We start from the raw sequence: 25,690 nt of genomic DNA, 5'->3' as shown, positions 1-25,690 counted from the left end.
GCCAACGGCGTGTGAAGATGAAGATCGTGAACTTCGCCGCCAGGCCATTCTTGGAATGGCGCATTATCGCTCGGCACGCGCTTTCGCCGTCAATCCCGCGCGCCAAAAGGCGTGCCCCTTGCGGGCTGCGGGGATTGACCGCTCAGCGCGGCCAAGCAAAGGGGGGCCCTTCATGCCGAGAATGGAAGGAAGCGCCTTGCTGACACCCAAGCAACCGGAGGGACTCGACAAGTGGATAGAGAGCAGCGTGTGAGGAAGTTTACCCTTGACAAGGAAAGCCCCATACAAGGTGAAGAACCGCAGCATCCGGCGTGGAGTGAGTGCTTGACGCATTCGCATGATCACTTTAACCCGGCGACCGATCACGCCGGAGAACATCAAGTGGCAAAAAAGACAAAAAAGACGAAGAGCAAGCGCAAAGAGTACACCAAGGACGATATCAAGCTGCTCAAGGCACATTCCAAGGCTCGCACCCCAGTGGCCAAACTCTCGAAGCTGATGAAGCGCTCCGAGGGCTCGTTGAGACAGAAGGCTGGCAGCCTTGGAATTGGACTAGGCCATCAGCGTTAAGCGAAAAGGCCCCGGCGTGCTCACTCGCCGGGGACTTTCTCCATCAAAGGCCGGGTACATCCGCCGAACCATCCGATCTGTCCCTGATTACGGCATCTAATCTGGGACGTGATGTGGCAGCGGTGCGGCGAACTCGGCCCCAACTCCATGGCACCCGCGTGCCGGGCGGAGGAGCCGTCCACAGCATCAGAAGCAGACTATGCAGTGCAACACGCAGCTACTCGATCACTTCGTCTGCAAGGGCGAGCAACGAGGGCGGTACGGTGAGACCGAGCGCATTCGCGGTCTTACGATTGATGACGAGGTCGAACTTTGTCGGCAGCTCGACGGGTAGGTCAGACGGCCTTGCGCCTTTGAGGATCTTATCGACGTAGCCGCCTAGACGAAGAAGGGTATCCGCTATATCGGGGCCGTATGAAATCAATCCGCCATTGGTGGCGAATAGGCGGAATAGATAAATCGCGGGTAAACGGTGCTCCGCCGCCCCGGCCCTCGTGTCGTTGGCGGCGCTGGGCTTCCTTGTGCTTGTCGCCAGCGTGGTTGCGTTCGCAATCCTTTAGACTGCGCGTCTGCCCGCCACTGCAGCGCTCGCGGCACCGGCCTCAGGTCACGCCGCGATAGGTGCTCCAACTCGCCAGCCGCTCGGTTGCATCGGCGATCTCAGCTGGCGCGCTGACGCCCAACTTGGTGAGCAAGCGGGCACGCTGTTCTGAGATTTGCTTCGCGGTGCCACCAAGTCGCTCGGCAATCTGAGCATCCGTTTTCCTGGCGGCCAAGCGCCTCAGGAGTTGCTTCTCGCGTGGACTGAGCGGCAGGTTCCTCATGGCCATTTGTCTGGATCGAGGCCCGCACAGTATGTCGCGCCAGCGTCCGGCGCAAACTGCACGTCGCGCCTTGTCCCAATGGCCCCTCCCAATGGCCCCGCGCTCCCGGCGCGCTGTTTCCTACGGCTTTGTCCCCTGACGCCATATGACTCACGCGCCGCCGCTCCCGGTGCGCTGACGATGGATGCGAACATCATGACGTGCTGCGATGCCGCGCGCGAGGCGTGTTCTATTCCGTTGCCGCGAAGTCGATGCCTGCTGGTGTCTCGGCTGCGTGGTGACTGAGCTTTATCTCCTTCACAACCACACCAAGCACGATAGCTGCCATCACTATAACCAGCGGTCGAAGTTCTTCTCGACAAAGCATGCGGGATTAACGTGCGTCGCTTTCATTCAGTTCCCCTAATCTGGCTCGCTCGGCCAGCCTTGCCTTAACGAAATTCGGTCGTCCCGTCGAAAACACTGGTGCGTTCCGCTCGTACCAATGATCGCAACTGTGGGCGCTCGTGCCTCACGATACTCCACGTAAAGCTGACCAGTGACCAGCATCACGCCAGCCCAGACCAGAGCAAGCATTGCAAGTACCAACTGCTGGGTGTCGTTCACGAGCGCCACAAGTCCCCTGCGTCATCAAGGTGAGCGCGGTTATGCTAAAGGCCCGACGCTGCACGAGAGCGGCACCTATGTGCGGCTCTTGAAGGCAGAGGGCGCCAACTGAGGCGGCCTTGCTTTTAGATGGGCGGCTTAAGGCCTGGCGAATTTAACCATTCATCGATACGGGCGGTGATGTCGGCCTCGTGGGCTTTCTTCAAAAGGTCCTCACGCTCCCTACCCGATGGAAGTTGTTCTGCCTTTTCTCTTGCTAGCCGGGCTTCCTTGATTAGTCGTTCTCCCAGCGCTTTGTCTGGTTTGAACCGCAGGCGTTTCACGATCTCCTCCCGTCATGAAAATCGCACCACTCTAAAACACTTTGGAAGCGCAGACGTTCGGCGGGGAACATTCTAGGCATTCGCTCCACTTTTGGATTTCGGTTCCATGGCAAAACCGGAATTGGGGCAGAATTGCTAACGGTATTCATCCGGAGTCTACTTGGCATTTAGATACCGATAGTTTGGTGCCGCCGGGGCTGGCATTTCATCCCGAACAAGATTGCAACCGGCAAAGGGGTCGCTAAAGAGCGGCCCCTTTCGATTCGTAAAATCCGCCGTCGATACCTATTTTCGGCCAATTCGTATGGTGTACGAGCTCTGCCTGACGACCGGCAAGCAGGTCCCCTCGGACTGGAATCACGAGGTGAAGTACGACGGCTACGGGATGTTGGTCATCCGGGATGACAAGCGCGTGCGTCCGCTGTCACCGCAACGGCGGCGACTGGACCAAGCGCTATCCGGCCGCACTGAACCGGCAAAAGCATTTCGTCATTGACGGCGAGGCCATGATCCTCGGTGTCGATGGCATCTCCGATTTCAACGCGCTGCACTTCCGCAAGCACGATCACGAAGTCCAGCTTTACGCGTTCGACAACGGCAGCGACTGGACCAAGCGCTATCCATGGATTGCAGAGGCCGCGCTGAAGAACCGGCAAACGCCTTTCGTCATCGATGGCGAGGCTGTGGTGCTCGGTGTCAACGGAATCTCCGATTTCAATGCGTTCCACTCCCGCAAGCACGATCACGAAGTTCAGCTCTACGCCTTCGCCATTCTCGCCATGGGCGGTGACGACCTACGGGAGTTGCCGCTGCACTACAAGTCGAACCTGGAGCGGTTTCTGGCGAGGCGACCGGACGGGATCACTGTTGCACCCTTCGAGCGCGGCGAGATCGGGCCAGACCTATTCCGGGCGCATGTACCCACCCAGTCGAAGTGTGGCACCGCGCCACCAAAAAATGAGCTGATCATCGTCGATTGTCAAATGATGCCGCCTGCCCGGTGGACGTCTACACACAGCGACAGGTCCGGCGAGTCCTCTGGAATTGGCGGACGCGCGGGGTATGCGTGACCGCCTCTGTTGAGGATATCTGCTGCAAGAGAATCCGTGGTTGCAGTTGCAGGGCGGAGGCTCGCCAGAAAGTCCGCTATGCGATCAACTTCCGCATCGCAGCGAAATGACGCGATGGAGAAACGACATCAGCACGGCTAGAACCAGATTAGTGGGCACCACATGGCCCTAAGCAAATTCCGCCTACCCGCCCCGTGAGCGAGTGGCCAGCAACACAATGGCCTCGATTGATAGCACCACACCTTTTCGATCGTTGATCACTTCGACGCGGTTCTTGATGACGCCTCGTCCCGGCTTGCTCGATGGGCGCTTTTCAATAATTGTGATGCGTTCGTGCAACCGGTCACCTGCACGCACGGGTGCCGGGAATTTGACCTGCCAGTCAAAGCCCCCCAAGAAAGCCCACTTCCGATCCGGCTGGTTCACGACTTCGTGGAACAACCGATACATCAAGCTGATTGTGTAACCCCCGCTTGCGATCAGTCCACCGAACGGCGATTTGCTGGCGGCCTCTGCATCAACGTGAAAAGGCCACGGGTCGTATGCGCGATTATAGGCCAGCATTTCTTCTCGATCCACGAGGTGTTCCGTCGTCGTCCAACTATCTCCGACGTTCAGATCCTCGAAGTATATCACCTTCATGAGCATCCCCCATCTATTGGGTTTTCGAAGGCGGAAAGCGGCGAGGACGGTCGAAGACATTACGGTGAAATTCTCGTCGAGTGCAATCACAGAGGCCCTTTGGGATCGTAGCAACTGCCAGCAGTGAATGTCCGCGCCGGGTCATTCTCGAGCGGCTGAGCAAGCGGCAAGTCCGGCCATGGTCCGCTATGCGCCGGAAGCAGAAGTGCGGGCGTTTGACCATGTACTTGGCGACGCTCGACTGCGCGACCTCAAACCCGAGCTTGAGCAGTTCGCCGTGTATGCGTGGCGCGTCCCAAAGCGGATTTTCGACGCTCCGGATCAAGACGCGCAGCTCCGTCTCGGCTGGCGGTCGCTCTCCCCGTGGGCGCCACTTCCAACGCCAGTAGCAGCGAAATCCGGCTCTGTGCCAACGCACAAGCGTCTCAGGCCGGATGATCGTGAGAACCTTCAGGATTGCTGGAAACCAGCGATACAGCCCGATAAAGAACCAGCGATCAAGGTTCGTCCGAAGGCGACTACGCCGCCTGCGTCTCAAGACAATCAACTGATGTCGCAGCACCGCGTTCTCAGCTTCAAGCCGCAACTTCGACCTGAATGGCGAGGCCGGGGCGGCCAGAGCGAAGCAGAACAGCCCGATCATCGCGCCAGCTTAGGCGATTCCAACGCGGTATCACACTCGGATGCGGTTTTCGGTACACACAACGGTCTGGACTCAAGACGTTTATGTGAGCCCGGAGTTGCTGGACAGGCGAGCTGAAAGCGTTCAGTCTTATCAACACCCTACCCGACCAGGCCTTGCCATGACATTGAAGCCAAAGCCGGTCACATCTACGGCGCCACTGATCGTGGGTATCGATGTCGGGACGCAGTCGATCCGCGCGATCGCCTTCGATCTGCGCGGCAGCGAGGTTGTCGCGACCCACCGCCCGACCCCGGCGCACATGATAGACGGCCGCAGCGGCGAATATGATCCGGACGCGCTCTTTGCCAGTGTGTGCGATTGCTTGTCGGAGGTCGGACGGCAGCTGCGGGACCGGCCTGTGGCTGGACTTGCCGTGGCGAGCGTCGGGGAAAGTTGCGTGCTGGTCGATGAACGCGGTCGCGCGCTCGCGCCTGCGCCTGTCTGGTTCGATGGCCGCAGCGAGATCGCCGCGAAGGCTCTTGCCGAGCAAATAGGCAAGGAACGCATCTTTGAGATCACCGGCCTACCGATCGATCCGACGCTGACGCTCTGCAAGCTCCTGTGGATGAAAGACCGCTGGCCCGAGGCGCTGAAGCGTGCAAGGCAGGTGCTCTGCATTGCCGACTGGATCGCCTTCCGCCTTTCGGGCGAGGCGGCGACCGACTTCACGCTTGCCTCGCGCACACTCTGTCTTGATCTGAAAGGAGGGCGCTGGGCCGAGGGGCTGGTCGCGGATGCGGGCATCGAGCCGACCTTGCTGCCACCTCTCAAGGCAAGTGGTTCTCCGCTTGGGCCCGTTCGTCGTGAAATCCTCGACCGGACCGGGCTTGCCGGAAAGCCGATCGTCGCGGTCGGCGGTCATGACCATCTCGTCGGCTCCTATGCGGCAGGTCTCACGCGCCCAGGCATGGTCCTCGACAGCCTCGGCACGGCTGAGGCCCTGCTCATGCTGACTGAACGCCCGTTGAAGGATCAGGAGATTGTGCGACGAGGCTATGTTCAGGGCGCGGTGGACGCACATCGGCCACTCTCCTATCTCGGCGGAACGATGAACAGTTCCGGTGGCGCCGTGGAGTGGCTGCGAGCTCTTCTCGGCGCTGTGTCCCATGAGATACTCATCGATGAGGCTCGCGCAGAACGGCCGGGCAGCGCGGGTGTCGTTTTCCTGCCGCATCTTGCGTATGCGCCGCCGCCCGCACCCGACATCGCTGCGCGCGGCGCCTTTATCGGGCTTGCCGCGAGCAGCGGCCGCGGCGTGGTTTACCGCGCGGTACTCGAGGGGATCGCCCTGCAGGTAGGCTGCGTGGTGGACGGGCTTGCGGCACTTCCCGGGGTGGGACGTCCGCGCGAGTATCGCCTGATCGGCGGCAGTTCGCGCAATCCGCTGCTCGTTGCGATCAAAGCAGCCGTATTCGGCGCTCCGATTGTCGTCATCGACCAGCCAGAGGCGACGGCCATGGGCGCGGCCCTCCTCGGTGGCATCGCGGCCGGGCTTTGGCCGGACCTGGATGCGGCACTCGCCGGCATCGAACGGGGCGAACATGTCGTTGAGCCGGATCCGGAGTGGATAGCTATCTATGCCGAGATTCGTCGGCGCGTATTCGATCCGCTGCAGAACGCGCTGAAGCCCTTCAACGAGGCGATCGCGGAATTGATGGCAAGGGCGCGCGAAACGGCCTGAGGTCCCTTCTCAGCCGATCTCCTCCCGCCAGCCCCAGCGATCGGCAAGCGCCAGGCACTCCCGCCAGTGCAGGACGCCGTCAGTCGTGCCAACCCTGCGCAGTGACGCAGCAGCCACAGCATGGGCGAGCGCCAGCGCTTCGGCAAGCGTCCAGCCCTCCAGAACGGCATAAAGAATGCCTGCGGCAAAGGCATCGCCAGCCCCATTTGCGCCTTCAATCTCCTCGGCCGGTACACGTAACGAGGGCTTCGCGAGTACGTCGCCAGAGCGGGTGAGCGCAATTGCGCCAGCGGGGAAGTGGACGACGACGAGATCCATGGCTCCCGCCTCCAACACTTTGCGCGCCGCGTGGCGGCATGCAGCGATGTTTGTGCTGCCCTCGCTTTCCGTTGTCATACCGGCGAGCGCACCGATCTCCACATCGTTGATGATGAGAAAGTCGAGGAGCGGCAAGCAGGGCCGGACGAGGCGGGCAATCGTGTCCGGCGCAACAGAGGCGAGCTCCATGTTGGTACGGAGACCCGCGGCCCGCGCCTTCTTCAGGACAGCCACCCAGCCGTTCGGTTCGGCGGCGAAAGGCGCATCCATGCCGGGGTAGAGCCCCGGAAGACCGAGATGGAGGTGGGAAGCCCGGGTCCCCGAGAAGTCGAAGAGACCGGGCGTCAGCAGATCATTGGTACCAGGAAAGAAGAGGTGCGTGCGTCGCCCCGTCGCGCGCGATGCGAAGGCGTCAGTGTAGTTCGTGCGCCCGCCAGGGACAACGCGCAGGCTGCTACGCTCGATGCCGTGGGTATCGGCCTCGGCAAGAAGCAGCTGGCCATCCTCGTCGTCGCCTATGATGCCGATTGTTTCAACGAGGAAATCGGGATCCAACTTCTTAAGGTTGACGGCCATATTGCAGGCTGAGCCGCCGCCGTGCCGCTCCTCGGCAATGATCGTGGCAAGGCCGTCCTCCGATGGCCAATGGTCGACGAGCTTGTTATGGTCGCAGCACCAGCTGCCGGCTGTCACCACGCCTTTTTGCGCCGCCACTCAGCATGCTCCGGCTTTGAGGATGGGATCGGTGACTTCGTTGTCCTGATCGAGTGGTCGCCTTGCGCGAATGCCGGCTTTTGCGAGGACATCGTGATAGAGCCGCACCGCCTCGCTCGGCGAGGCCTCGCGCTCGATGACCCGGCGCATCAGGCGCACGATCTCCGTCGGCGATTCGGCATACCAGATCTTGCGTCCGAAGAGCGCGACCCGCGCGCCGTGGCGCTCTGCCTGTGCGACCAGCTCCATCGTGTCGCGCGTGGTCCCTGCCGCACCGCCGAGAATGCCGACGACGAGGTTCTGCGGGTCGAAGGAGGCGAGTTCTTCCATAGCGCTCGGCCCGTTATAGCTCATTTTCAGGAAGAGAGGCCGTTCGGCCAAAGCAACGCCGGCAAGAGCGCGAGCGATCGCATCGTTCACGTAGAAGCCGAGATCGACGCCGCCCGTGTCGATTGCGAAGGCGGGATTGAAGACTTCAAGGAAATGCCGCATTCCGACCGCTTCTGCCTCCTCCCGAAAGACGGCATAAGCTTCGAGGGTGGCAACGTCTCGGTCGATGTCGTTATAGAAGGTGACGGAATAAAGCCCGAGATCTGCGACAGTGCGCGCGTGCTTGAGCCGGGCCGTACGAAAGGGCCGGGCTTGCAGCGTTCTGTATGCGCCGCCGCGCAGGCTCCAGATGTCGGTGGTGTCATTCAGCCGCACGGCTGGCGTAACAGGGGTATCGGCATAGGTGCCATTCGCGCGCAGCGCCTCCGCCGATGAAACGGAAGTCAGCATGATGTCGACGAGACCCGATCTGACCATGTCGCGCATGCCGGCACGGTAGTCGGCAAGGGTGCACATGCGGTCCGTCGGCTGATTGTCTTGATCATAGACCGGCCCCGGCGCACCCGCGCCGAAGCCCATATCACCGTCCTTAGCATCCGCGATGATGAAATCGGACGGCACATATTGCCCCGCACGGATCTGGGCGAGCTTGCGGTCCAGTGTCTTCTCAGTCACGGGCATGGATCGCTTTCTCCTTCTTTGTCGGTTTGATTGTGTTGAGCGTTGTGAGTGGAAGCAGCGGATCCGTAGACTTCTATCGCTCAGCCGGGAAGACCACACAGGAGCCGGTCGGCAGGCCTGTCGAACAGGTACATGTGCTCCGGGCGCATGACCAGGTACACCTTGTCGCCTTCGCGCCAGGAGATCTTTCCGGTCACGAGCACGTTGAGAACCTGCTGCGAGGGCAGCCGCGTTCTCACCAGAATGGTGTGGCCGAGCGGCTCGACGGTATCGACGGTTGCGTCCAGATTATAGACTCCGTCGCTGGCCGGGCGGTCGGAAAGCGAGACGTGTTCTGGTCGTATGCCCAGCAGGAGGTCGCGGGCGCTTGATCGCTGCGTTGCAGCGAATAGCCGACCGGCAAGCTCAACCGTCGCACTCAGCGTTGTGAGCGTTATCCCGTTGCCGTTTGCGACCGCCTCGAGGAAATTCATGGGCGGACTGCCGATGAAGCCAGCCACGTAAGAATTTGCCGGCTGCTCGTAGAGCTCCATCGGCGTTCCGACCTGCTGCAGCTTGCCGCCGCGCATCACAACGATCCGATCACCCATGCTCAATGCTTCGACCTGATCATGGGTGACATAGAAGGTCGTGATGCCGAGACGCTCCTGCAACTTGATGATTTCGGCGCGCATCTCCATGCGCAGGGCCGCATCCAGATTCGAGAGCGGTTCATCCATCAGGAATACCCTCGGCTCGCGCATGATGGCGCGACCGAGTGCCACGCGCTGGCGCTGCCCGCCGGAAAGTTCCCTGGGACGACGTTCGAGAAGCTCCTGGATGCCGAGCAGGCGCGAGACATCCTTCACTCGGGTCTCGATCTCCGTTTTCGGCACCTTGCGAAGCTGCAGTCCGAAAGCGAGGTTGGAGAAGACGTTGAGATGCGGGAAAAGCGCGTAATTCTGGAAGACCATGGCGACGTCCCGATCGCGCGGAAGCTGATCGGTAACGTCCCTATCATCGAACAGGATATGCCCCTCGCTGACGGCTTCGAGGCCGGCGATCATGCGCATGGTGGACGTCTTTCCGCATCCGGAAGGCCCGACAAGGACGATAAACTCACCATCCGAGGTGCCGAGCGAGAAATCCTCCACCGCGGAGATGTCGCCGAAGCGCTTCGATACGCGTCTGAGCTCCACCCTTGCCATTGTTCCCCGTGTGCCTTTCTGCAGGGCGGTCGGAGGCCGCGGGAGCACATTAGAACCGGCTGTTGAGACGATTTGATACACATAGCCGCCGCGACTGTCCATGACGCTCTCCCGCGCAAGGAAAGCCTCGTTACTGCGCCACTTTCCCGTGTTGACCCCTCCGGGATGCCGGGACTAAATTGAATGCCGAAGGTTGCGCTCCGGTCGTCTCGCTTACGACCGCCTGACCCTTTGCGTTGATCGCGGATCGGAGGTCTTGGCCAAGTCTTCATTTCCATTTTTTGCCAGCAGCATAAGACCCGCGTCCGCGCCTCGGATCGCATGTTTGACGCCCGCAATGGCAAGAGGAGGAGAAAATGCCGAGTGGAGGAGACGTCGAGAAGCTTGAACATCTAGTTCATGGGTATTTGAAAGGAAAAATCGGCCGACGCGAGTTCGTCCTGGGTGGATTGCAGCTTGGCCTTTCGCTTGCGGTGCTGACAAGGCTGACAGCCCCGGCGCGGGCGGCGAACCTGGTGGAGTCGGCGCCCGAGGTGCCATATGAGTCGCCGATCACGAAGGAGCGTATCGATTTCCTCAAAACCAAGCCCTTCAAAGGGACGACCATCAATGTGATGGTGCTCAAAGCGACGGTAGGCGACGGCCTGAAATATCACGTGCCGCACTGGGAGGAGGAAACCGGCGGCAAGGTAAATGTCGCTGAAGTGCCGATCGAGACGCTTCACCAGCAGATTTTCTCGGATCTTGCGAGCGGCCTTGGCCGCTATGACACCTATATGACCGGCGCGTGGTTCTATGGCGACTTCTTCGTACCTGAGACACCGTATATCATCGAGATCGACAGCTTCCTGGCCGATCCGCGTTATCCATATTGGGATCCCGACCAGTGGCTGCCGTCCATGCGCAAGCTCTATGAATGGAACGGCAAGCTCTACGGCGTGCTCTTCGATGGGGACGCGCAGGCGCTGTACTTCCGCAAGGATATTTTCGCCGACGGCCAGAACAACGAAAAGTTCAAGGCCAAGTACGGTTATGAGCTACCGAGTCCGCCCAAGACGATGAAGGAGTTGCACGACGCCGCCGAATTCTTCACCGGCTGGGACTGGAACAAGGATGGCGGCAATGACTGGGGCCTGGCGCTACACGCCAAGGTAAACGAGCAGGGATTTTTTCATTTCCTGTCCCTGTCGGCACCATATGTCATCTCGCCTGACAACAAGTATTATTTCTTCAATCCGCAGAACATGAAGCCCCTCATCAATTCGGAAGGGCACCTCAGGGCGCTAGAGGATTACATCAAGCTTGCCGGCGCCGGTCCGCGTGAAGAGATAAGCTGGACACTTGGGCAGGGTTGGAATCTTTTCCTCGCCGGTCATTCGGCGATGGAGCCGACCTGGGGTGACCTGCCGACGCTTGCCCAGGATCCCAAGACATCGAAGGTGAAAGGCAAGGTAGGTGCGGCCGGTATCCCCGGCACGACCGAGGCCTTCAACCCGATCACCGGTCAATGGAAAAAATACGAGTTCAACCAGGTCGGCAACTCCAATGGCGGCTCCTGGCATTGCGTCATCTCCCGCAATTCCAAGAAGCGCGAGGCGACCTACGATTTCCTGGCCTTTATGGCCAACAAGAAGAATGCCTTCTTCAATTCCGCAAACGGCTGGACCGGCGTGCAGCCGGGCATGAAGTTCGAGTATCTGCCACCTGTTGGTACCGCGAGTCTGGACGAGTTCAAGGCGCAGAACTGGGATCCCGATGACGTCGTCGAATATCTGAAGGGCTACTATTCGGTCCTGAGCGCGCCGGTGCAGGAGGAATATCTGCGCATTCCGGGAACAGCCGAATATTGGCACGAGCTCGATGTCAACATCTCGGCGGTCCTGGGTGGCCAGATGCAGCCGAAGGCGGCACTCGATGCTACTGCTGCTGCCTGGGAGAAGATTACGGAGCGCTACGGACGCGAAAAGCAGAAGGCGCTCTACCAGGCCTCGTTCGCGTGATAGATACCGTCGGAAGCCGCTGCCGGCTACCGTGAGGAGTCAGATTTCGCGGCGCCGCTCGCGCCGACCCGGAAACGCGGCGCGCCGCTGATCCTTTGCGCACCGGAGAGCGCGGGCTACGTTCGGCGACTGGGGCATTCGATGAAAGCGATGCACGGAAGGCCGGCCGAGTACGGCGCGGTCTTCAAATATGTTCTTCTCCTCCCTGCAGTGCTGTGGGTCGTCGCGTTCACGTTCGCGCCGCTCATATTCGTCATCCGCTACAGCTTCGCGAATTATGTGCTCGGGATGGGGATCACCGGCTATATCGGCTTGCAGAACTATGCCGACGTGCTCGCCTCTGACCGCTTCTGGCATAGCATCATGGTCACCGCCATTTACGTAGCGGTCTCGGTGCCGGTCGAAGTTGTCCTAGGCTTTATTGCAGCATGGCTGGTCAATCTCGGTGCGCCCTGGGCGCGCGGCTTTCGTACCATCATTGGCATGCCTCTCTTCACGATGGAGGTGGCCATCGGCTATCTCGGCGTGACGCTTTTCAGTTCCCAGGGGGGACTGGTCACGGCCGTGCTGGAACTCGCGGGCATCGAAGTACCCTGGCTTTCGACGCCATCCGGCGGAATTGCCGCGGCTATACTGCTCGATATCTGGCGCTGGACATCCTTCGTGTTCATCATCGTGCTGGCGGGGCTGAGCAGCATTTCGAGCGATCTCTATGATGCCGCGATCCTCGATGCCCGGAATCATTGGCAGGTCATGTGGCGACTCGGGATCCCGCTTGCATGGCCGGTGACGACGATCGCCATCCTGCTTCGGATCATCGAAGGCCTGAAGGTGTTCGCGATCCCCTATGCGCTGACCACGGGCGGTCCGGGCACGAGCACGGAGGTCTTCAGTGCGATGGACTATCTGACCACAGTCCAGTTTTTCAACTTCGGCCAAGGCTCGGCGATGGGCATCATCTTCCTCATCATGGTGGCGGCACTCATCACTGTGTTCTTCAAACAAATGCGCAAGCGGCTAGGCTGAAAGGCAATGAGTTTCCCACGGAGGGCAAGAGCATGACCAAAATTCTGTGGCTCAGGGCAAGCCTGATTTCCAAGGTGGTCGTCTATACGCTTCTGGCGCTTGCGGCCGTAATCACGCTGCTGCCCTTCCTGTGGGCTTCTATCAACTCAATCAAAACGAGCACCGCAACCTTCGAGCCCCATGCCTTCATTCCTTTCCTCAATTTTGAGCCGACACTCGATTCCTGGCGCAATGTCCTTTCCGACCCGCAGGCAATCAATGCCTTCATCAGCAGTGTCGTTGTTAGCGTCGGCACTACCGTCTTTGCCCTGATCCTCGGCGTACCGGCCGCCTATGCGCTTGCCCGCTTTCAGTTTCCGATTCGGTCGGGCGACATTGCACTATGGTTCCTCTCGCAGCGCGTGCTGCCGCCCGCTGTGGTGCTCGTACCGTTCTACCTGCTCATGGTCTCTCTCAGGCTGGTAGATACGTGGATCGGGCTGATCCTCTGCTATTCCGCCTTCAATCTCGCCTTCGCCGTCGTCATCATGCGTGACATATTCCGCGACGTCAGCACCGAGATCGAGGACGCGGCAAAGGTCGAAGGCGCCACGCCCTGGCAGATATTCTGGAAAATCTCGCTGCCACTTTCCGTGGACGGCCTTATCGTTACCGCCGTGCTGGTTTTTGCCTTCACATGGAACGAAGCGCTTTTTGCGTCGGCGCTCACGTCTCAAAGCGCGACGACCTTCTCGGCGCTGGTGCTTGCCTCGCGTTCGACCCGGGGCGTCGATTTCAACATAGCGGCAGTCAATACGCTGATCGGAATCGTTCCACCGGTGATCCTCTATTTCTTTGTGCAACGCTATCTCGCGCGCGGTCTTTCTTTCGGCGCTGTCAAAGGCTGAGCTGGATTGACAGTACTGGGCGCTGACTTGGATCAGATGGCCCATTAACGGTCGATCATTTTTCAAGAGTCCGCTTTGCGCCCAACAGCGGGCTTCCCACGTGGCCGAGGATACATTTGAGGCTGTCGGCGCCGGTCGGCGGAGCCCCCCGTCAAGACATGCGACGTGGATCACCCTGTCCCGCGGGAAGATTGAACTGAAACACCGCGCCCCGTGGCTCGTTCGCGCCGGCCCAAAGCCCTCCTCCATGCGCTTCGATGATCGAATGGCAGATAGACAGGCCCATGCCGATCCCCTCCGGCTTGGTGGTGTAGAAGGGCTCGAACAAGCGGTCGACCATTGCCGCGTCGAGTCCAGGACCGTTGTCTCGCACGGTGACAACAACGACATTTGAGGCATCTGCGGCCGTGCTGATCCGCAGCTCCCGTCCCCCCTCCTCGTGGCCGTTCATTGCCTCGATCGCGTTGAGGATCAGATTGAGAACAACCTGTTGCAGCTGGACGCGATAGCCCTCCACGAGCGGCAAGCCCGGCGCGAGGTCGGTCTGGAGCAAGACACCGTGTTTAATCAGTTCGCTCCGGACTATCGTGATCACGTCCAGGATGACACCGTTGACATCGAGGCTCCCTTTCGGCGCCGGCGTCTTCTTGATGAGGGAACGGATCCAGCCGATGATCTCGCCGCCCCGCTTGGCATCCGCGACAATGGATGCCAGCGCCCGCCGCGCTTTTTCGAGATTCGGAGCTTGCGATCCTAGCCAGTTCAGTGCGGCTTCTGCGTTGCAGAGCATCGCGGTAATGGGTTGGCTCAATTCGTGTGTCACCGAAGCCGTGACCTGTCCCATGGCCGCCGCGCGATTGGCGTGTGTCAGTTCCGCCTGCATCTCCCGGAAGGTCTCGGCGGCTCTTTTACGCTCGGTGATGTCACGGCTCAGACAAATGATCTGTCGCTGGCCGCCTTCACAGAATTCTCGCATGCGGACTTCAACGGGAAACACGGTGCCGTCCGTTCGGCGATAGCGGCTCTCAAGCGTAGCGATGCCGCCGGCCTTGAGGCGCTCGCGGTTGACCCGCCAGCTCGCTTCATCCATATCCAGATTGAAGAAGAACGGAACAGCCCCAATCAGTTCGTCCCGGCTGTAGCCCAGGCTTTCGCAAGCATTTCGGTTCACGTCGAGAACACGACCGTCTTCATCATGGAGCATGAACGTGTCTGTCGCGTGGTCCACGAAGGTCCGGTAACGGGCCTCGCTCTCGCGCAGCGCCTGTTCGGCGCGCTTGCGCTCCGTGATGTAGCGCCCGACACCGCGGTAGCCCATGAAGCGCCCCGTCTCGTCAAACACGGGCAGCCCGGAGACGGACGTGTAGCGCTTGCCGCCATCGGGAGTCGGCCGCGCGTGCTCGAAATCACGGAACGGAAGGTGGGCATCCAGCGTCTCCCGGTGCTTGCGCCAGCCCTCTGCATCAGGCTCCAGATAAGACACTTCCCACCGCGTCCTGCCAATCTCGGCGACCGGCGGCTGGGAAAGCGTCTCAGCGAACTCCTGGCGAATGAAGCGATGATGCGCGTCGGTTTCCCAGTACACATCGAACGAGAATTGCACCAAGGTGCGAAAGCGCTCCTCGCTCTCACGTAGCGCCTCCTCGGGGTGCTTGCGCTCATTTAAATCCACCGCGGCCGACGGCACTTGAACCGGATGTTGCATAATCGACTCTTGCTGAAGAGCGATGGATCAAATCGACTTGTTTCTCGCGCCGGGTAGCGCGGTTGTCCCCCGGCCCGGAGCGGCAAGCGCCAGCGATCGTTGACGGTGCACGGGGGTCGAACCCGGCCTCACGGTGGCCAATGATTGATCAGGAATTATGTCTTGTGACGACTATACTTATGTATACGAGGACTTCTCGACCGCCATATACCGCCATATTGAGGTGACGAGTCGGCCCGGCAGGCGGCAAACAACGCGAGCTGAACCCTGGTTCCATCGTCTGCGCGTGAGGCGGACCCGTTCTTCTTGTGCAGCAGGCGCTCGACCAATGTCCGCCGCGCGCCAAAAGCTGCTGCTCTCCAAAGTGCATTCCCGCAAGGCTTTGGTCATCTGGCCCACAAGCGCGTGCTCCAGAACTGAACGTTGATTGGCTTTCAATCTTTTGAACGCGTAAAGGGTACAAAGCGCACAAGGCCGACGGCGCGCTTGGCCGTCTCGCCGGGGCCAGTCTTTTCGACCACAGTGAGGGTCTGGGTCGTGTAAGCTGAGCCCACCGGCATCACCAGTCGGCCCCCCACTTTGAGCAGCTCAATCAGTGACGGCGGCACCTCGCCGAGCGCTGCGGTCACGACGATCGCGTCAAAAGGACCGCATTCCGGCCAGGTGCTGCGAGACGCTCGATCCTTCAAATCTGAGGGTGTTCCTAACCGCCACAGTGAGTCTTCTGGGATCGACGCTGGACGGTCGCCGCGATTTCACGAATCATCCGATGAGCCATCGCCCTTTGTGGATATCGAACTTCACCAAGCCTCAGTCTCGAATTTTCAACAAGAGGGCTTGGCAAACTTCTTCATTCACGACATTGGCGCGTTTCATGATCTCGCACGTTTTGAGCGGCTTCTCGCGAGGCGCCCTCAGGATATTTTCTCGATCATTCAGAACGACCAGACTCCTACCGTCAGCAAGCGCGCTAAATTACTGAGAATACGAAAGCTGATCTTCCGTAACGACTCGCTCGATATTCTCTGACTTGCACTTGATGCGGTATCTAAGACGTCCGTCTGCCTCGATGGGCATAAGTTGAACGATGGTGTAAATCATTGGTGGATCAGTTGCGGCACGTCCTTGTGGACCTTGGGGCTGGTGGCGAACGTCTTCATTCAGCTTATAGGCATATGACATGTGTCTACCTCTAAAAGTCGCAGCTGCTCTAGCGTGGACCATACCGTGATGCAATGCATCCGATTGCACTCTGGCCCAGCGTCGTGAAAGCAAAAGCGGACGCTGCGGCTGCGCGACTGGTGGTCTAACGAGCTTAGCAGTGCGTCAGTGAGGTTGACCTAATACGTCGAGAAATATGCTTTAGGTGTCCGTGGTCGCATTTGACGGAGGCGGGACGAGTTAAGCAAGCACGCCTTGAGCCAATCGCCCGCTACCACTTCCCGAGCACGCGTTGTTGCGATTTGGTCTCGGCAGGTGGATGCTGTCGGCGCGGGCACAATGGAGGGCAGCATGAGCAAGGCAACTCTCGACAATCGCCACCGCAACACGGACGGAGAAATCAGCGCCAAACACGGAAACACCCTCATTCGCACGTTGCGCAAGGTGTACGGCCAGAGTTTCGCGGCTGGCTATCCTGACACCGAGAAGCTCGGCGAGGTTCTACTTAAGCTGAACGAGACATCGTTGAGCCAGCTCCGCCGTGATCATGAGACCGGCCACTTGGAGCACAAGATCACCAAAGCCTCGAAGTAAGGCCACCAGCCCCGCGGCGGTGCGTCCAGGAGCTGGGGCAGCCTGTTGCAACAGCTACCGTATACAGTCCGCACGGCAGCGCCGCTGGTGCGGACGAGACCAGGCGGCCTTCCGGACAAGGCATCAGACGACGCTAGCTATTTCTTTTTGCCGGAAGCCAAGGTCGGCTGCCATGCCGAGGCCTTTTGGCTTAGCGCGGCGGCAATTACCTTGATCTTCTCTTTTTTAGGCTTCTTGGCCTCCCGATTCCCTCTCTGCTGGCGGTTAGCCATGTCGAACTCCTTGGGTTTGAAGGTGACACAGGAATTAGATCCAAACCGAGCTAACGCCGTATCACAAGTTTCATTCGGCCCGGAGAGGCGATGTGCGTTTGGTGAGTAGCCTTGCCCTTGCCACCGACGACACGATCGAGCCCTTCCGTAGTGAGCTCAGCCTCGGCCTTGTCAGTTCTCGAGCGGGCCAAGCGCCAGGGCAAGAAGTTTGGGCGTCCGGAGCGTCTTGATGACGGCCATAAGCGCGCCGAGTTCTATGCTGCCGGGAAGACGATCCCCGAGCTTGCCGAGGAATATGGCTGTGGCGTCGGCACCATCTGGAGGGCGCTTCAACCCGAAACCAGCCAAGCGGCGTAAGCAGAGGGGTAAATAGCGGCTCAACTGATCACGTCGAAGCGATTCTAACCGATGTGGCAACGGGGGACACTATGGGAAAAGCGGCAAGAAACGAGCGGCAGAAACTCAATGCGACGTTTCTGAACAACTTGGCGGCGGCTTTTGCAGTGGCGGGATTCGTCGCGCCCTACTTTTATGTGATGAACACAAAAGAACTGCGCGAGATGCCGATTGTAGAGCTGCTAGCTAATCAAGGTTTCTGGCCGTCCCTAAAGCTATTGATCATCACACTAATCTTCACTTTTGGCCTGCGCGTTTGGGCCCTCAGCTATCTGGCCGCTTGCAGTCAGCTGCAGAGTCAGGATTGGCTTTCAGCAGCAGCCTCTAAAGCGACCTTTCCCGACGGCATAGCGCGCCTGCTGGCGTTCGCGGAAGAACTCCACATACGTCATGATTGGCTGGTCCGGATGCTTCGCCTGCCGATGCGCGACGTATGTCTCGTAATCGGGAACGCCGATCATCAGACGCGCAGTGCGCGTGCTCCAATAACGGGCGGCCCGGACCGCGCTGGCGGATTGGTCGAACAAGTCGTGCAGGTCAGGCATGGCCACCTCCCGCGGTTACTCCAGCGAGCCCAATCTCCGATGCGGTCGGCTGCGGATTGCCCAGCGCTCGCCGGATATTGATCAGGCCATAGATTACTGTCGCAACGACCACCAGCACGAACACAGCTGCAAGCGTTGCATCGATGTAGTCGTTGAAGACGATCCGGCTCATCTCGCCAAGCGTCTTTGCAGGTGCCAACAACTGACCCGCTGCGATCGCATCGCCGTATTTGAGTGCGTGGCCGATGAACCCCACATTTGGATCGGGGCTGAGCACCTTCTCGAGCCCCGCGGTAGTCGTGCAGACCACGAGCCACGTGGCGGGCACAATCGTGACCCACGCAAACCGCTCGCGTTTCATCTTGAATAGGACGACGGTGCACACCGTCAACGCGATTGCCGCCAGCATCTGGTTGGCGGTCCCGAACAGAGGCCATAGCGTCCAGATACCCCCCAATGGATCGATCACTCCAACGTAGAGAAAGTAGCCCCAGAGTGCGCAGGAAAGCGCCGAACCGATAATATTGTTGGTCCAGGACGAAGTCTCCTTGAAGGCTGGAACAACGTTGCCGATGAGATCCTGAATCATGAACCGGAGCACGCGCGTTCCGGCATCGACTGTCGTGAGGATGAACAGGGCCTCGAAGAGAATTGCGAAGTGGTACCAGATGCCCATCAGGGTACGGCCGCCAAGGAACGACGACAGGATTTGGGCCATGCCGACGGCGAGCGTTGGTGCGCCGCCGGTGCGCGACATGATCGAGGTCTCTCCGACGTCCTTTGCCACCTGGGTGATATCATCCGGGGTTACCGTGAACCCCCATGCCGAGATTACCTGTGCCGCTTGCTCGGCCGTAGTGCCGATCAGTCCCGCTGAACTGTTCATCGCAAAATAGACGCCTGGATGGATGATACTGGCGCCGATCATAGCCATTATGGCGACGAAGGATTCCATCAGCATTGCGCCGTAGCCGATGAATGCGATCTGTGTTTCGTTCTCGATCATCTTCGGCGTCGTCCCCGACGAAATGAGTGAATGCCATCCTGAAACTGCGCCGCAGGCGATGGTAATGAACAGGAACGGGAACAGGCTGCCAGCCCAAACTGGTCCGCTGCCGTCGATGAACTTGGTGACGGCCGGCATCTGGAGATCGGGACGAACGATGATGATGCCAATGGCGAGCAGCGCGATGGTGCCGATCTTAAGGAATGTCGAAAGGTAATCGCGCGGAGCCAGAAGCAGCCAGACCGGCAGCACGGATGCGACGAAGCCGTATCCGATGATGATCAGCGCGAGGGTCTCCCCGCTCAGATCGAAATACGCGGCGAGCGAAGGCGTCTCGGACACGGTCTTGCCATAGATCAGCGCCGCGAGAAGCAATACGCAGCCGAGTAGCGACATTTCGCCGACCCTGCCCGGGCGGATAAACCGACTGTAGACCCCCATCAGAAGCGCGATCGGAATCGAGCAGAACACCGCGAAAGTTCCCCACGGACTGCCGATCAGAGCCTTATCGACAACGAGAGCGAGGACCGCAAGTACGATGACGCAGATCAGGAGAATGCCGACACCGGCGATGGTGCCAGCCACCGGTCCCATCTCGGCGCGCACGATGTCGCCGAGCGAACGACCATCGCGCCGCGTCGATAGAAACAGCACGGTCATGTCCTGGACCGCACCGCCAAACACCGCGCCGGCGAGGATCCAGAGCGTGCCCGGCAGATAGCCCATTTGCGCGGCAAGCACTGGACCAACCAGTGGACCCGCGCCGGCGATCGCCGCGAAATGATGGCCGTAGAGCACGTACTGATTGGTCGGGACGTAATCGAGACCGTCATTGTGGCGAGCGGCAGGCGTCTGCCGCGTACCGTCGACCCCGAGCGCGCGGTTGGCGACGAACAACCCATAAAACCGATAGGCGATAAGATAGATGCAAGTCGCGGCGACGACCAACCACGCGGCGTTGACCGCTTCACCACGATTGAGCGCCACGATCGCAAATGCCACGGCACCCAGAAGAGCAACCGCGATCCATAAAAGCTTCATCTGCGGCGCACTTGTGTTGTTGAATGTACTCATGGATGTCCTCCGCACTACAGGAGCCCAAACAAGAGTTTGGTGCTTTTCACTTCTCCTTTGCGCTGCAGGCTCCCTTTGCTGAAAGGTGCCTGCGCCCCGATAGCTCGGCGAGCACTCAGCTCTCTCTATCCACGACTGCTTCGCGCTCCGCGCTTCGTGGGATTACGGCTACTGCGGCTGATATCCTTCAATGCGCGTTAGCAGTTGTTCTTCCAGCCGAGCCCGGCGCTGCTCGAACTGTTCAACCTCCGCCTCGTGACCAACGTCCGCCTTGCAGCTCTCAAGGAGGTCGATGACGTGGCGGTACTGGTGACAAAGCGCATCGAAGCTTTCGTCCATCGCCACTAACCGGCGGACGGTTTCTTCATTCTCGGAGAACCTTGCCAGCAACGGCCGGATGCACTCCACGACTTCATTTGTTGCCATGGGCTCCTCCCGTGTTGCGTCCGACGCGTTTCGCGGGACAGGCCGCGAAGACCGCGGACTAGGGTTTCATCTTTCGAATCTCATCAACGATCTCGGGATTGGCCAACGTCGAGATGTCGCCGGCATCCTCGTTGTTCGAAATCGCTCCGAGAACGCGGCGCATGATCTTCCCGGAACGGGTCTTTGGCATATCAGGGACAATCACGACACGGCGCGGACGAGCTATCGCCCCTATCTCACGGATCACGGAGTCTTCCACTCGCTTGCGGATGTCCTCGCCGGGGGCGAGTCCAGGCTTTAGCGATACGTAGAGATCAGGGACCTTGCCTTTGATTTCGTCCCTGGCAGGAACCACTGCCGCCTCGGCGATCTCCTCAACAAGCAGGCTGGCGGACTCGATCTCCTTGGTCCCAAGCCGATGCCCGGCCACGTTGATGACGTCGTCGATTCGACCCAGGATGCGATAATACCCATCGGCCGCCTGCAGCGCGCCGTCGCCGGCCATGTACGGCCAATCGCGCCAGTTGCGGCTCGTTCGGTCCTTGCAGTAGCGCGCGTAGTACTGTTGGACGAAGCGATCGGGGTCTTTCCAAATCGTCTGAAATGAGCCCGGCCAGGGGTTCTGGATGCAGATGTTTCCGGCACGGCCAGAGCGCGGTGGAATCTCGGTGCCTGCCTCGTCATAGATGATCGGATGAATGCCGGGCACGCCCGGCCCTGCGCTTCCCGGCTTCATCGGGTAGAGAGCCGGTACCGTGCTGCACAGAAAACCGCCGTTCTCCGTTTGCCACCAGGTGTCGACGATGACCGCCTCGCCCTTGCCAACGACCTCGTGGTACCACTTCCACACGGCCGGTTCGATGGGCTCGCCCACAGTGGTCATATGCTTAAAGTGGTGATTGTACTTTAGCGGCTCGTCCGGCCCGGCGCGCCGAAGCGCGCGTATCGCTGTCGGTGAGGTGTGAAAGATGTTGACGTCGAGTTCTTCGGCGATGCGCCACGGACGCCCCGCGTCGGGATAGGTTGGAAGCCCCTCGTACACCACCGATGAGGCGGCGAGCGCCAGTGGCCCATAGACGATGTAGGAGTGGCCCGTGATCCAGCCGATATCGGCCATGCACCAGTAGACATCCTCCGGATGGATGTCCTGAATGAATTTCGACGTTCCCGCGACGTAGGACAGATATCCACCGGTGCTGTGCTGACATCCCTTCGGCCTCCCGGTTGTGCCGCTGGTGTACATCAGGAACAGCGGATCTTCCGCACGCATTTCCACAGCGTCGACCCGGCGCTGTCGATAGGCCGACAACATCTCGTTCATGACGAAATCGCGGCCCCCGACCAGCGGCGTTTTGCTTGAATATCGCCCTGGGTATCTCTGCCACACGAGCACCTTCTCGACCTTGACGCCTTCCTTCTCTGCCTCGCTGACTGCGACGTCGGCTTTCTCCTTGTGATCGAGAAGTTGGCCGCCACGGTAATAGGCGTCCATTGTGATCAGCACACGACTTTCGGAATCGACGATGCGATCTGCCGTGGCCTTCCCGCTGAAGCCGCTAAAGACTTGCGAGTGAATGACCCCGAGCCTGGCGCAGGCGAGCATCGTGATCGGAAGCTCTGGCACCATGGGCATGTGCAACGTCACCCGGTCGCCACTCTCTAGACCGCAGCCTTCGCGCAACAATGCAGCGACCTCGTTTATGCGAACATAGAGCTCCTGGTAGGTGACGTGCTGGATCGCTTCGTGCTCTAGCTCAGGGACGAAGTGGATCGCCGTCTTGTTCTTGTACTTGGTGAGATGGCGATCGACGCAGTTGTAACTGGCGTTGATCCTGCCGCCGACAAACCATCGCCAGAACGGCGGATTGCTCGTATCAAGTGCGACGTCCCAGGGCCGGTACCAGTCAAGAAGATCGGCGTACTCTTTGAAGCACTCCGGGACGTTGTCGAGACTGAAGCGATCAAAGACCGTTTTGTCTGTCAGGTTGGCCTGCGCGACAAATCTCTCTGGCGGGTTGACGTAGTTCTCTTCCTGCCAGTGGACCGCGATCTCGGCTTCTGACACTTCTGCTGTTGTTCTATCTGACATACGCTGTCTCCCAAGCTATCGCGTAGCCTCGAAATCACACGGGCCAAGTGGCGCTCTCGCGCAGACGGACGCTAATGGCACTCATAGAGCGAGGCCGTCTCAACAATGTGTCCAGCAAGGATCTCGCGCGCGGCTTCATCGCGTGAGGCGGAGAACTATCGGCCTTGTAAGTTTTTGGGAACTGCCACGCGTCGTTGATAACGACAGTCACTACACCAACGGTGTCCGGACCGAATGTCCAACCACACACGTGTTGCAGAAACTTGATCATCGGGCACTCCCCATACCGCGACGGGAGCGCAATTCAACGCCAGACGCCCAAGTAGGCGTTTCATGGAAAGTTTAAATCATTTCATTCGGTTTGACGAGGCTTTCCCTAAAGACGGCGCCTGTTGCAATGCAGCGTCCGCAAAGCCCGAATTGAGCGCGGCGCAGCTATGCAGCGCACCGCCAATGTGAGGCACCCTTACTGAGCCGCGACGCAAAATCCGAAGCCGACGGCAATCGCTCTCCACCGGAGGATTCGACTGGATCGGCGGAATGGATCAATTCAGCTTAGAATCATCGGCCGCTGCCGCGGATATAGTGCTCCAACTGCTCGATCACAAATTCCCGGTCGCTGATAATACTCTTGACCAGATCACCGATCGAAACGATCCCAAGAAGCTCGCCATGTTCAATCACCGGCAGATGGCGGACGCGCTTTGTAGTCATGAGCGCCATGCAGTCTTCGATTGATTGGTCGGGCGCAACGCACACGACGTTGCGTTCCATGATTTCGTCGACTCGCGTCTGTGGCGACGCGCGCCCCTTCAAGAAGACGTTGCGTGCGTAGTGCCGCTCGGTGACGATGCCGGCAATTCTGCTGCCGTCCAACACGACCAGCGAGCCAACGTCCTTGTCGGCCATCATCTTAATTGCGTCGTAGACTTTATCGCTGGGATGGAGAGACCAGACCCGATGACCCTTCTCTTCCAAGATATGGCGGACTGTCGTCATGACGGCACCAAAGAACTCGCATAGCATAAAATCCACTTGCCATTTTGACAGAGATCAAATCGGGCTCCTCATGGACGGCCCCTCAGGATGGAAAGCGAACCGCGCCGCCGCACACCAATGCGGCGTTGTGCGCGGTACTTCTGGTAGCCCGACTTCTGCAAAGGGTCATTCTCGACTGAGCCAGCCGGCCCTGCCTGCTGTTTGTTGTCCGCTTTTACCTGAAAGCACCTGATTGTTACGCGCTCGCGAAATGACGCGAAGGGCCAAGAACGGAAGTCGGTCTAGCTAGACAAGTTCGCGGCGCAAACCTTAGACTGCCTTATGATCGGCAAGCAGCCGACGACACACAGGGAGGCCAACATGTCCCAGACGCGGGGGATTCTACTGGCAATTCTGCTTGTCCTTTGTGTTGGCACGGAGCCAGTAGCGGCGGAGAAGAAATACGACCCCGGCGCCAGCGACAACGAAATCAAAATCGGCAACATCATGCCCTACAGCGGTCCGTTGTCGGCCTACGCGCTGATAGGCCGGACGGAGGCGGCTTTTTTCAAGAAAATCAACGACGAGGGCGGCATCAACGGAAGAAGGATCAACTTTATTTCTTACGACGATGCGTTCAGCCCGCCCAAGACTGTGGAGCAAGCACGCAAACTGGTAGAGAGCGATGAAGTGCTGCTCATCTTCCAGAGTCTCGGTACACCGACCAACAATGCCATTCGGCAATACATGAATCAAAAGAAGGTGCCACAGCTCTTCGTTGCTACGGGCGCCACCCAGTTTGGCGATTGGAAGAGCTTTCCATGGACTATGGGCTGGCAGCCGACCTATCAGACCGAGGGGCGGATCTATGCAAAATACATCCTGCAGAACATACCGCAGGGCAAGATCGGAATTCTCTACCAGAACGACGACTCGGGTCGCGACTACGTCAAAGGCCTCAAAGATGGCCTTGGTGCCGAGGCCGCAAAGCGCATGATCGTAGCAGAACTCCCCTACGATCCTTCGGAGCCAACTGTCGACTCGCAGGTTGTTACGCTCAAAACCTCGCGCGCCGACATCTTTTTTAATGAGACCTCCCCGAAGTTCGCCGCACAGGCGATCAGAAAGGCAGCTGAGATCGGGTGGAAGCCGGTTCAGCTCCTCGCGAGCATCTCGAACTCGGTGGGCTCCGTGCTGCGGCCCGCTGGACTTGAAAACGCCAAGGGCATTCTGTCGACCAATTATCTCAAGGACCCCACTGATCCAACCTGGAAGGACGATCCCGCGATCAAGGAGTGGGCTTCATTCATGGACAAGTATTTTCCCGAGGGAGACAAGACCAGCACTTTCAGTGTCTATGGCTACCTGACAGCGCAGACCATCGTTCAAGTGCTCAAGCAATGCGGCGACGAACTCACCCGCGAGAACGTGATGAGACAGGCCGCCAACCTCAAGGATTTCGAACTAGGTTTGTTGTTGCCGGGCATCAAGATCAATACAAGCCCGACCGACTATTTCCCAGTCGAGCAGATGCAGATGTCGCGGTTCAACGGTGAACACGGTGAACTGTTCGGACCTGTGATCTCCGGGGAAATCGGGACGCAATAACCGTCGCCATGGGTCGGACCCGCGAGGGTCGTGGTAGGGACGAGGATTGCTCCTCGCCCCCCACCCAGATCCCGGCGAGCGCTGCTAACGCACCGGGCTCCTCCCTCGGGTTTTGGCGTCGAAGCGGTGACAGGGCAGCGGGTGTAGTGTCTTGATTGGCGGAAAGAAGCGATCGACGAGGCGGATGAAGCGCTCCCAGGACAGATCAGCCTTCTGACTCCGACGCCGAAGCGTCGTAAGCCAGAGCCTTCGCACCTGATTGCAGAACCACCACATGCTCGGGTGGTTACCC

The 25,690-nt window shown here is 59.4% G+C and carries 28 protein-coding genes and 1 pseudogene; 13 read left to right on the top strand and 16 right to left on the bottom strand.

Annotation, left to right across the window (positions count from 1 at the left end):
- A partial coding sequence (locus YUU_RS60910; RefSeq protein WP_210164192.1) for a hypothetical protein occupies positions 1-253 on the top strand: 253 nt, incomplete at its 5' end.
- Positions 254-381: 128 nt separating this feature from the next.
- Positions 382-570: a hypothetical protein gene (locus tag YUU_RS0141570; RefSeq protein WP_027527520.1), complete on the top strand. Its 189-nt coding sequence runs from the start codon at positions 382-384 to the stop codon at positions 568-570.
- A 217-nt stretch (positions 571-787) separates the two neighbouring features.
- Here YUU_RS0141570 and YUU_RS61930 read toward each other — a convergent pair whose 3' ends face one another.
- The 3 genes from YUU_RS61930 to YUU_RS57620 form a co-directional block, all read right to left on the bottom strand.
- Positions 788-1,105: an ABC transporter substrate binding protein gene (locus YUU_RS61930; protein WP_256375337.1), complete on the bottom strand. Its 318-nt coding sequence runs from the start codon at positions 1,103-1,105 to the stop codon at positions 788-790.
- A 67-nt stretch (positions 1,106-1,172) separates the two neighbouring features.
- A complete protein-coding gene (locus tag YUU_RS63055) occupies positions 1,173-1,394 on the bottom strand; it encodes a LuxR C-terminal-related transcriptional regulator (protein ID WP_371260579.1) in 222 nt (73 codons plus the stop codon).
- 731 nt (positions 1,395-2,125) lie between these two features.
- A complete protein-coding gene (locus YUU_RS57620; protein WP_084801853.1) occupies positions 2,126-2,323 on the bottom strand; it encodes a hypothetical protein in 198 nt (65 codons plus the stop codon).
- Positions 2,324-2,627: 304 nt separating this feature from the next.
- Between YUU_RS57620 and YUU_RS59550 the strand changes: the two genes are divergently transcribed.
- Together YUU_RS59550 and YUU_RS61925 are read left to right on the top strand one after the other, a co-directional pair.
- Positions 2,628-2,819, top strand: coding sequence for a hypothetical protein (locus tag YUU_RS59550; protein ID WP_245288273.1), 192 nt, complete (start codon positions 2,628-2,630; stop codon positions 2,817-2,819).
- Between the two features lie 10 nt (positions 2,820-2,829).
- Positions 2,830-3,393, top strand: a complete 564-nt coding sequence (locus YUU_RS61925) for a hypothetical protein (protein ID WP_245288272.1) — start codon at positions 2,830-2,832, stop codon at positions 3,391-3,393.
- A gap of 183 nt (positions 3,394-3,576) precedes the next feature.
- On the opposite strand, the gene YUU_RS0141550 is transcribed toward YUU_RS61925, so the two are convergent.
- The gene (locus YUU_RS0141550) at positions 3,577-4,035 is read right to left on the bottom strand and encodes a MaoC/PaaZ C-terminal domain-containing protein (protein WP_198031931.1); all 459 of its coding nucleotides are present in this window, start codon (positions 4,033-4,035) and stop codon (positions 3,577-3,579) included.
- 178 nt (positions 4,036-4,213) lie between these two features.
- Between YUU_RS0141550 and YUU_RS60640 the strand changes: the two genes are divergently transcribed.
- On the top strand, positions 4,214-4,795 hold the full coding sequence (locus YUU_RS60640; RefSeq protein ID WP_198031930.1) for a hypothetical protein: 582 nt from the start codon (positions 4,214-4,216) through the stop codon (positions 4,793-4,795).
- 43 nt (positions 4,796-4,838) lie between these two features.
- Positions 4,839-6,401 (top strand): L-fuculokinase, encoded by a 1,563-nt coding sequence (locus YUU_RS53740; RefSeq protein ID WP_051390185.1) that lies wholly within the window; start codon positions 4,839-4,841, stop codon positions 6,399-6,401.
- 9 nt (positions 6,402-6,410) lie between these two features.
- Here the strand turns inward: YUU_RS53740 and YUU_RS0141540 are convergent, their stop codons facing one another.
- Genes YUU_RS0141540 through YUU_RS0141530 form a run of 3 tightly spaced genes read right to left on the bottom strand, consistent with a single transcriptional unit; the run spans position 6,411 to position 9,631 of the window.
- A complete protein-coding gene (locus tag YUU_RS0141540; protein ID WP_027527516.1) occupies positions 6,411-7,433 on the bottom strand; it encodes a carbohydrate kinase family protein in 1,023 nt (340 codons plus the stop codon).
- Positions 7,434-8,543, bottom strand: a complete 1,110-nt coding sequence (locus YUU_RS0141535) for a hypothetical protein (RefSeq protein ID WP_245288271.1) — start codon at positions 8,541-8,543, stop codon at positions 7,434-7,436.
- On the bottom strand, positions 8,525-9,631 hold the full coding sequence (locus YUU_RS0141530; RefSeq protein WP_027527514.1) for an ABC transporter ATP-binding protein: 1,107 nt from the start codon (positions 9,629-9,631) through the stop codon (positions 8,525-8,527). The genes YUU_RS0141535 and YUU_RS0141530 overlap by 19 nt, the downstream gene beginning before the upstream one ends.
- Before the next feature lie 356 nt (positions 9,632-9,987).
- Here YUU_RS0141530 and YUU_RS53735 point away from each other — a divergent pair, with 356 nt between their 5' ends.
- The 3 genes from YUU_RS53735 to YUU_RS0141515 all read left to right on the top strand — a co-directional run bounded on the left by YUU_RS53735 (position 9,988) and on the right by YUU_RS0141515 (position 13,544).
- Positions 9,988-11,631 carry an ABC transporter substrate-binding protein gene (locus tag YUU_RS53735; RefSeq protein ID WP_084801851.1) on the top strand — a complete coding sequence of 548 codons (1,644 nt, stop codon included), beginning with the start codon at positions 9,988-9,990 and terminating at the stop codon, positions 11,629-11,631.
- A gap of 141 nt (positions 11,632-11,772) precedes the next feature.
- The gene (locus YUU_RS53730; RefSeq protein ID WP_051390183.1) at positions 11,773-12,657 is read left to right on the top strand and encodes a carbohydrate ABC transporter permease; all 885 of its coding nucleotides are present in this window, start codon (positions 11,773-11,775) and stop codon (positions 12,655-12,657) included.
- Positions 12,658-12,689: 32 nt separating this feature from the next.
- Entirely contained in the window at positions 12,690-13,544 is an 855-nt protein-coding gene (locus YUU_RS0141515) for a carbohydrate ABC transporter permease (RefSeq protein ID WP_035664785.1), read from the top strand.
- Between the two features lie 151 nt (positions 13,545-13,695).
- Here YUU_RS0141515 and YUU_RS55555 read toward each other — a convergent pair whose 3' ends face one another.
- Positions 13,696-15,249 carry a PAS domain S-box protein gene (locus YUU_RS55555; protein WP_051390182.1) on the bottom strand — a complete coding sequence of 518 codons (1,554 nt, stop codon included), beginning with the start codon at positions 15,247-15,249 and terminating at the stop codon, positions 13,696-13,698.
- A 434-nt stretch (positions 15,250-15,683) separates the two neighbouring features.
- The gene (locus tag YUU_RS0141505; protein ID WP_245288274.1) at positions 15,684-15,857 is read right to left on the bottom strand and encodes a hypothetical protein; all 174 of its coding nucleotides are present in this window, start codon (positions 15,855-15,857) and stop codon (positions 15,684-15,686) included.
- Here YUU_RS0141505 and YUU_RS60905 point away from each other — a divergent pair.
- Together YUU_RS60905 and YUU_RS0141495 are read left to right on the top strand one after the other, a co-directional pair.
- Entirely contained in the window at positions 15,829-16,278 is a 450-nt protein-coding gene (locus YUU_RS60905; protein ID WP_210164193.1) for a hypothetical protein, read from the top strand. The genes YUU_RS0141505 and YUU_RS60905 overlap by 29 nt on opposite strands.
- A 483-nt stretch (positions 16,279-16,761) precedes the next feature.
- Entirely contained in the window at positions 16,762-17,004 is a 243-nt protein-coding gene (locus YUU_RS0141495; RefSeq protein ID WP_027527510.1) for a hypothetical protein, read from the top strand.
- A gap of 137 nt (positions 17,005-17,141) precedes the next feature.
- Here the strand turns inward: YUU_RS0141495 and YUU_RS62515 are convergent, their stop codons facing one another.
- Positions 17,142-17,276, bottom strand: a complete 135-nt coding sequence (locus YUU_RS62515; RefSeq protein ID WP_256375336.1) for a hypothetical protein — start codon at positions 17,274-17,276, stop codon at positions 17,142-17,144.
- Between the two features lie 150 nt (positions 17,277-17,426).
- Here YUU_RS62515 and YUU_RS0141485 point away from each other — a divergent pair, with 150 nt between their 5' ends.
- Positions 17,427-17,633 (top strand): hypothetical protein, encoded by a 207-nt coding sequence (locus tag YUU_RS0141485; RefSeq protein WP_156944822.1) that lies wholly within the window; start codon positions 17,427-17,429, stop codon positions 17,631-17,633.
- A 350-nt stretch (positions 17,634-17,983) separates the two neighbouring features.
- Here YUU_RS0141485 and YUU_RS0141480 read toward each other — a convergent pair whose 3' ends face one another.
- From YUU_RS0141480 to YUU_RS0141460, 5 genes are all read right to left on the bottom strand, one after another.
- Positions 17,984-18,217 (bottom strand): YbdD/YjiX family protein, encoded by a 234-nt coding sequence (locus YUU_RS0141480; RefSeq protein WP_051390181.1) that lies wholly within the window; start codon positions 18,215-18,217, stop codon positions 17,984-17,986.
- Positions 18,210-20,297 carry a carbon starvation CstA family protein gene (locus YUU_RS0141475; protein ID WP_027527507.1) on the bottom strand — a complete coding sequence of 696 codons (2,088 nt, stop codon included), beginning with the start codon at positions 20,295-20,297 and terminating at the stop codon, positions 18,210-18,212. Before YUU_RS0141475 ends, YUU_RS0141480 begins: the two co-directional genes overlap by 8 nt.
- Before the next feature lie 168 nt (positions 20,298-20,465).
- Entirely contained in the window at positions 20,466-20,723 is a 258-nt protein-coding gene (locus YUU_RS59545; RefSeq protein ID WP_156944821.1) for a hypothetical protein, read from the bottom strand.
- Between the two features lie 58 nt (positions 20,724-20,781).
- On the bottom strand, positions 20,782-22,812 hold the full coding sequence (gene acs, locus YUU_RS0141465; protein ID WP_027527506.1) for an acetate--CoA ligase: 2,031 nt from the start codon (positions 22,810-22,812) through the stop codon (positions 20,782-20,784).
- A gap of 561 nt (positions 22,813-23,373) precedes the next feature.
- The gene (locus YUU_RS0141460; protein WP_027527505.1) at positions 23,374-23,811 is read right to left on the bottom strand and encodes a CBS domain-containing protein; all 438 of its coding nucleotides are present in this window, start codon (positions 23,809-23,811) and stop codon (positions 23,374-23,376) included.
- A gap of 360 nt (positions 23,812-24,171) precedes the next feature.
- On the opposite strand from YUU_RS0141460, the gene YUU_RS0141455 reads away from it, so the two are divergent.
- Complete coding sequence (locus tag YUU_RS0141455; protein ID WP_027527504.1) at positions 24,172-25,398, top strand: ABC transporter substrate-binding protein; 1,227 nt, start codon at positions 24,172-24,174, stop codon at positions 25,396-25,398.
- Between the two features lie 84 nt (positions 25,399-25,482).
- Here YUU_RS0141455 and YUU_RS60900 read toward each other — a convergent pair.
- Positions 25,483-25,690 (bottom strand): annotated as a pseudogene (locus YUU_RS60900) (group II intron reverse transcriptase/maturase); the annotation flags it as partial.

The sequence above is a fragment of the Bradyrhizobium sp. Ec3.3 genome (assembly GCF_000472925.1).
Lineage (GTDB): Bacteria > Pseudomonadota > Alphaproteobacteria > Rhizobiales > Xanthobacteraceae > Bradyrhizobium.
The sequence above is the reverse complement of the archived record's forward strand: the minus strand, read 5'-3'. Positions and strand labels throughout refer to the sequence as shown.

What these genes read in the sequence shown, in the direction of transcription:
- YUU_RS63055 (WP_371260579.1), bottom strand. Translation starts at nt 1,394, where the DNA reads ATGAGGAACCTGCCGCTCAGTCCACGCGAGAAGCAACTCCTGAGGCGC.
- YUU_RS0141515 (WP_035664785.1), top strand. Translation starts at nt 12,690, where the DNA reads ATGACCAAAATTCTGTGGCTCAGGGCAAGCCTGATTTCCAAGGTGGTC.
- YUU_RS0141530 (WP_027527514.1), bottom strand. Translation starts at nt 9,631, where the DNA reads ATGGCAAGGGTGGAGCTCAGACGCGTATCGAAGCGCTTCGGCGACATC.
- YUU_RS53740 (WP_051390185.1), top strand. Translation starts at nt 4,839, where the DNA reads ATGACATTGAAGCCAAAGCCGGTCACATCTACGGCGCCACTGATCGTG.
- YUU_RS61925 (WP_245288272.1), top strand. Translation starts at nt 2,830, where the DNA reads ATGATCCTCGGTGTCGATGGCATCTCCGATTTCAACGCGCTGCACTTC.
- YUU_RS0141460 (WP_027527505.1), bottom strand. Translation starts at nt 23,811, where the DNA reads ATGACGACAGTCCGCCATATCTTGGAAGAGAAGGGTCATCGGGTCTGG.
- YUU_RS59545 (WP_156944821.1), bottom strand. Translation starts at nt 20,723, where the DNA reads ATGGCAACAAATGAAGTCGTGGAGTGCATCCGGCCGTTGCTGGCAAGG.
- YUU_RS0141550 (WP_198031931.1), bottom strand. Translation starts at nt 4,035, where the DNA reads ATGAAGGTGATATACTTCGAGGATCTGAACGTCGGAGATAGTTGGACG.
- YUU_RS55555 (WP_051390182.1), bottom strand. Translation starts at nt 15,249, where the DNA reads ATGCAACATCCGGTTCAAGTGCCGTCGGCCGCGGTGGATTTAAATGAG.
- YUU_RS53730 (WP_051390183.1), top strand. Translation starts at nt 11,773, where the DNA reads ATGAAAGCGATGCACGGAAGGCCGGCCGAGTACGGCGCGGTCTTCAAA.
- YUU_RS0141475 (WP_027527507.1), bottom strand. Translation starts at nt 20,297, where the DNA reads ATGAGTACATTCAACAACACAAGTGCGCCGCAGATGAAGCTTTTATGG.
- YUU_RS59550 (WP_245288273.1), top strand. Translation starts at nt 2,628, where the DNA reads ATGGTGTACGAGCTCTGCCTGACGACCGGCAAGCAGGTCCCCTCGGAC.
- acs (WP_027527506.1), bottom strand. Translation starts at nt 22,812, where the DNA reads ATGTCAGATAGAACAACAGCAGAAGTGTCAGAAGCCGAGATCGCGGTC.
- YUU_RS62515 (WP_256375336.1), bottom strand. Translation starts at nt 17,276, where the DNA reads ATGGCTAACCGCCAGCAGAGAGGGAATCGGGAGGCCAAGAAGCCTAAA.
- YUU_RS0141495 (WP_027527510.1), top strand. Translation starts at nt 16,762, where the DNA reads ATGAGCAAGGCAACTCTCGACAATCGCCACCGCAACACGGACGGAGAA.
- YUU_RS0141480 (WP_051390181.1), bottom strand. Translation starts at nt 18,217, where the DNA reads ATGCCTGACCTGCACGACTTGTTCGACCAATCCGCCAGCGCGGTCCGG.
- YUU_RS53735 (WP_084801851.1), top strand. Translation starts at nt 9,988, where the DNA reads ATGCCGAGTGGAGGAGACGTCGAGAAGCTTGAACATCTAGTTCATGGG.
- YUU_RS0141455 (WP_027527504.1), top strand. Translation starts at nt 24,172, where the DNA reads ATGTCCCAGACGCGGGGGATTCTACTGGCAATTCTGCTTGTCCTTTGT.
- YUU_RS60640 (WP_198031930.1), top strand. Translation starts at nt 4,214, where the DNA reads ATGGTCCGCTATGCGCCGGAAGCAGAAGTGCGGGCGTTTGACCATGTA.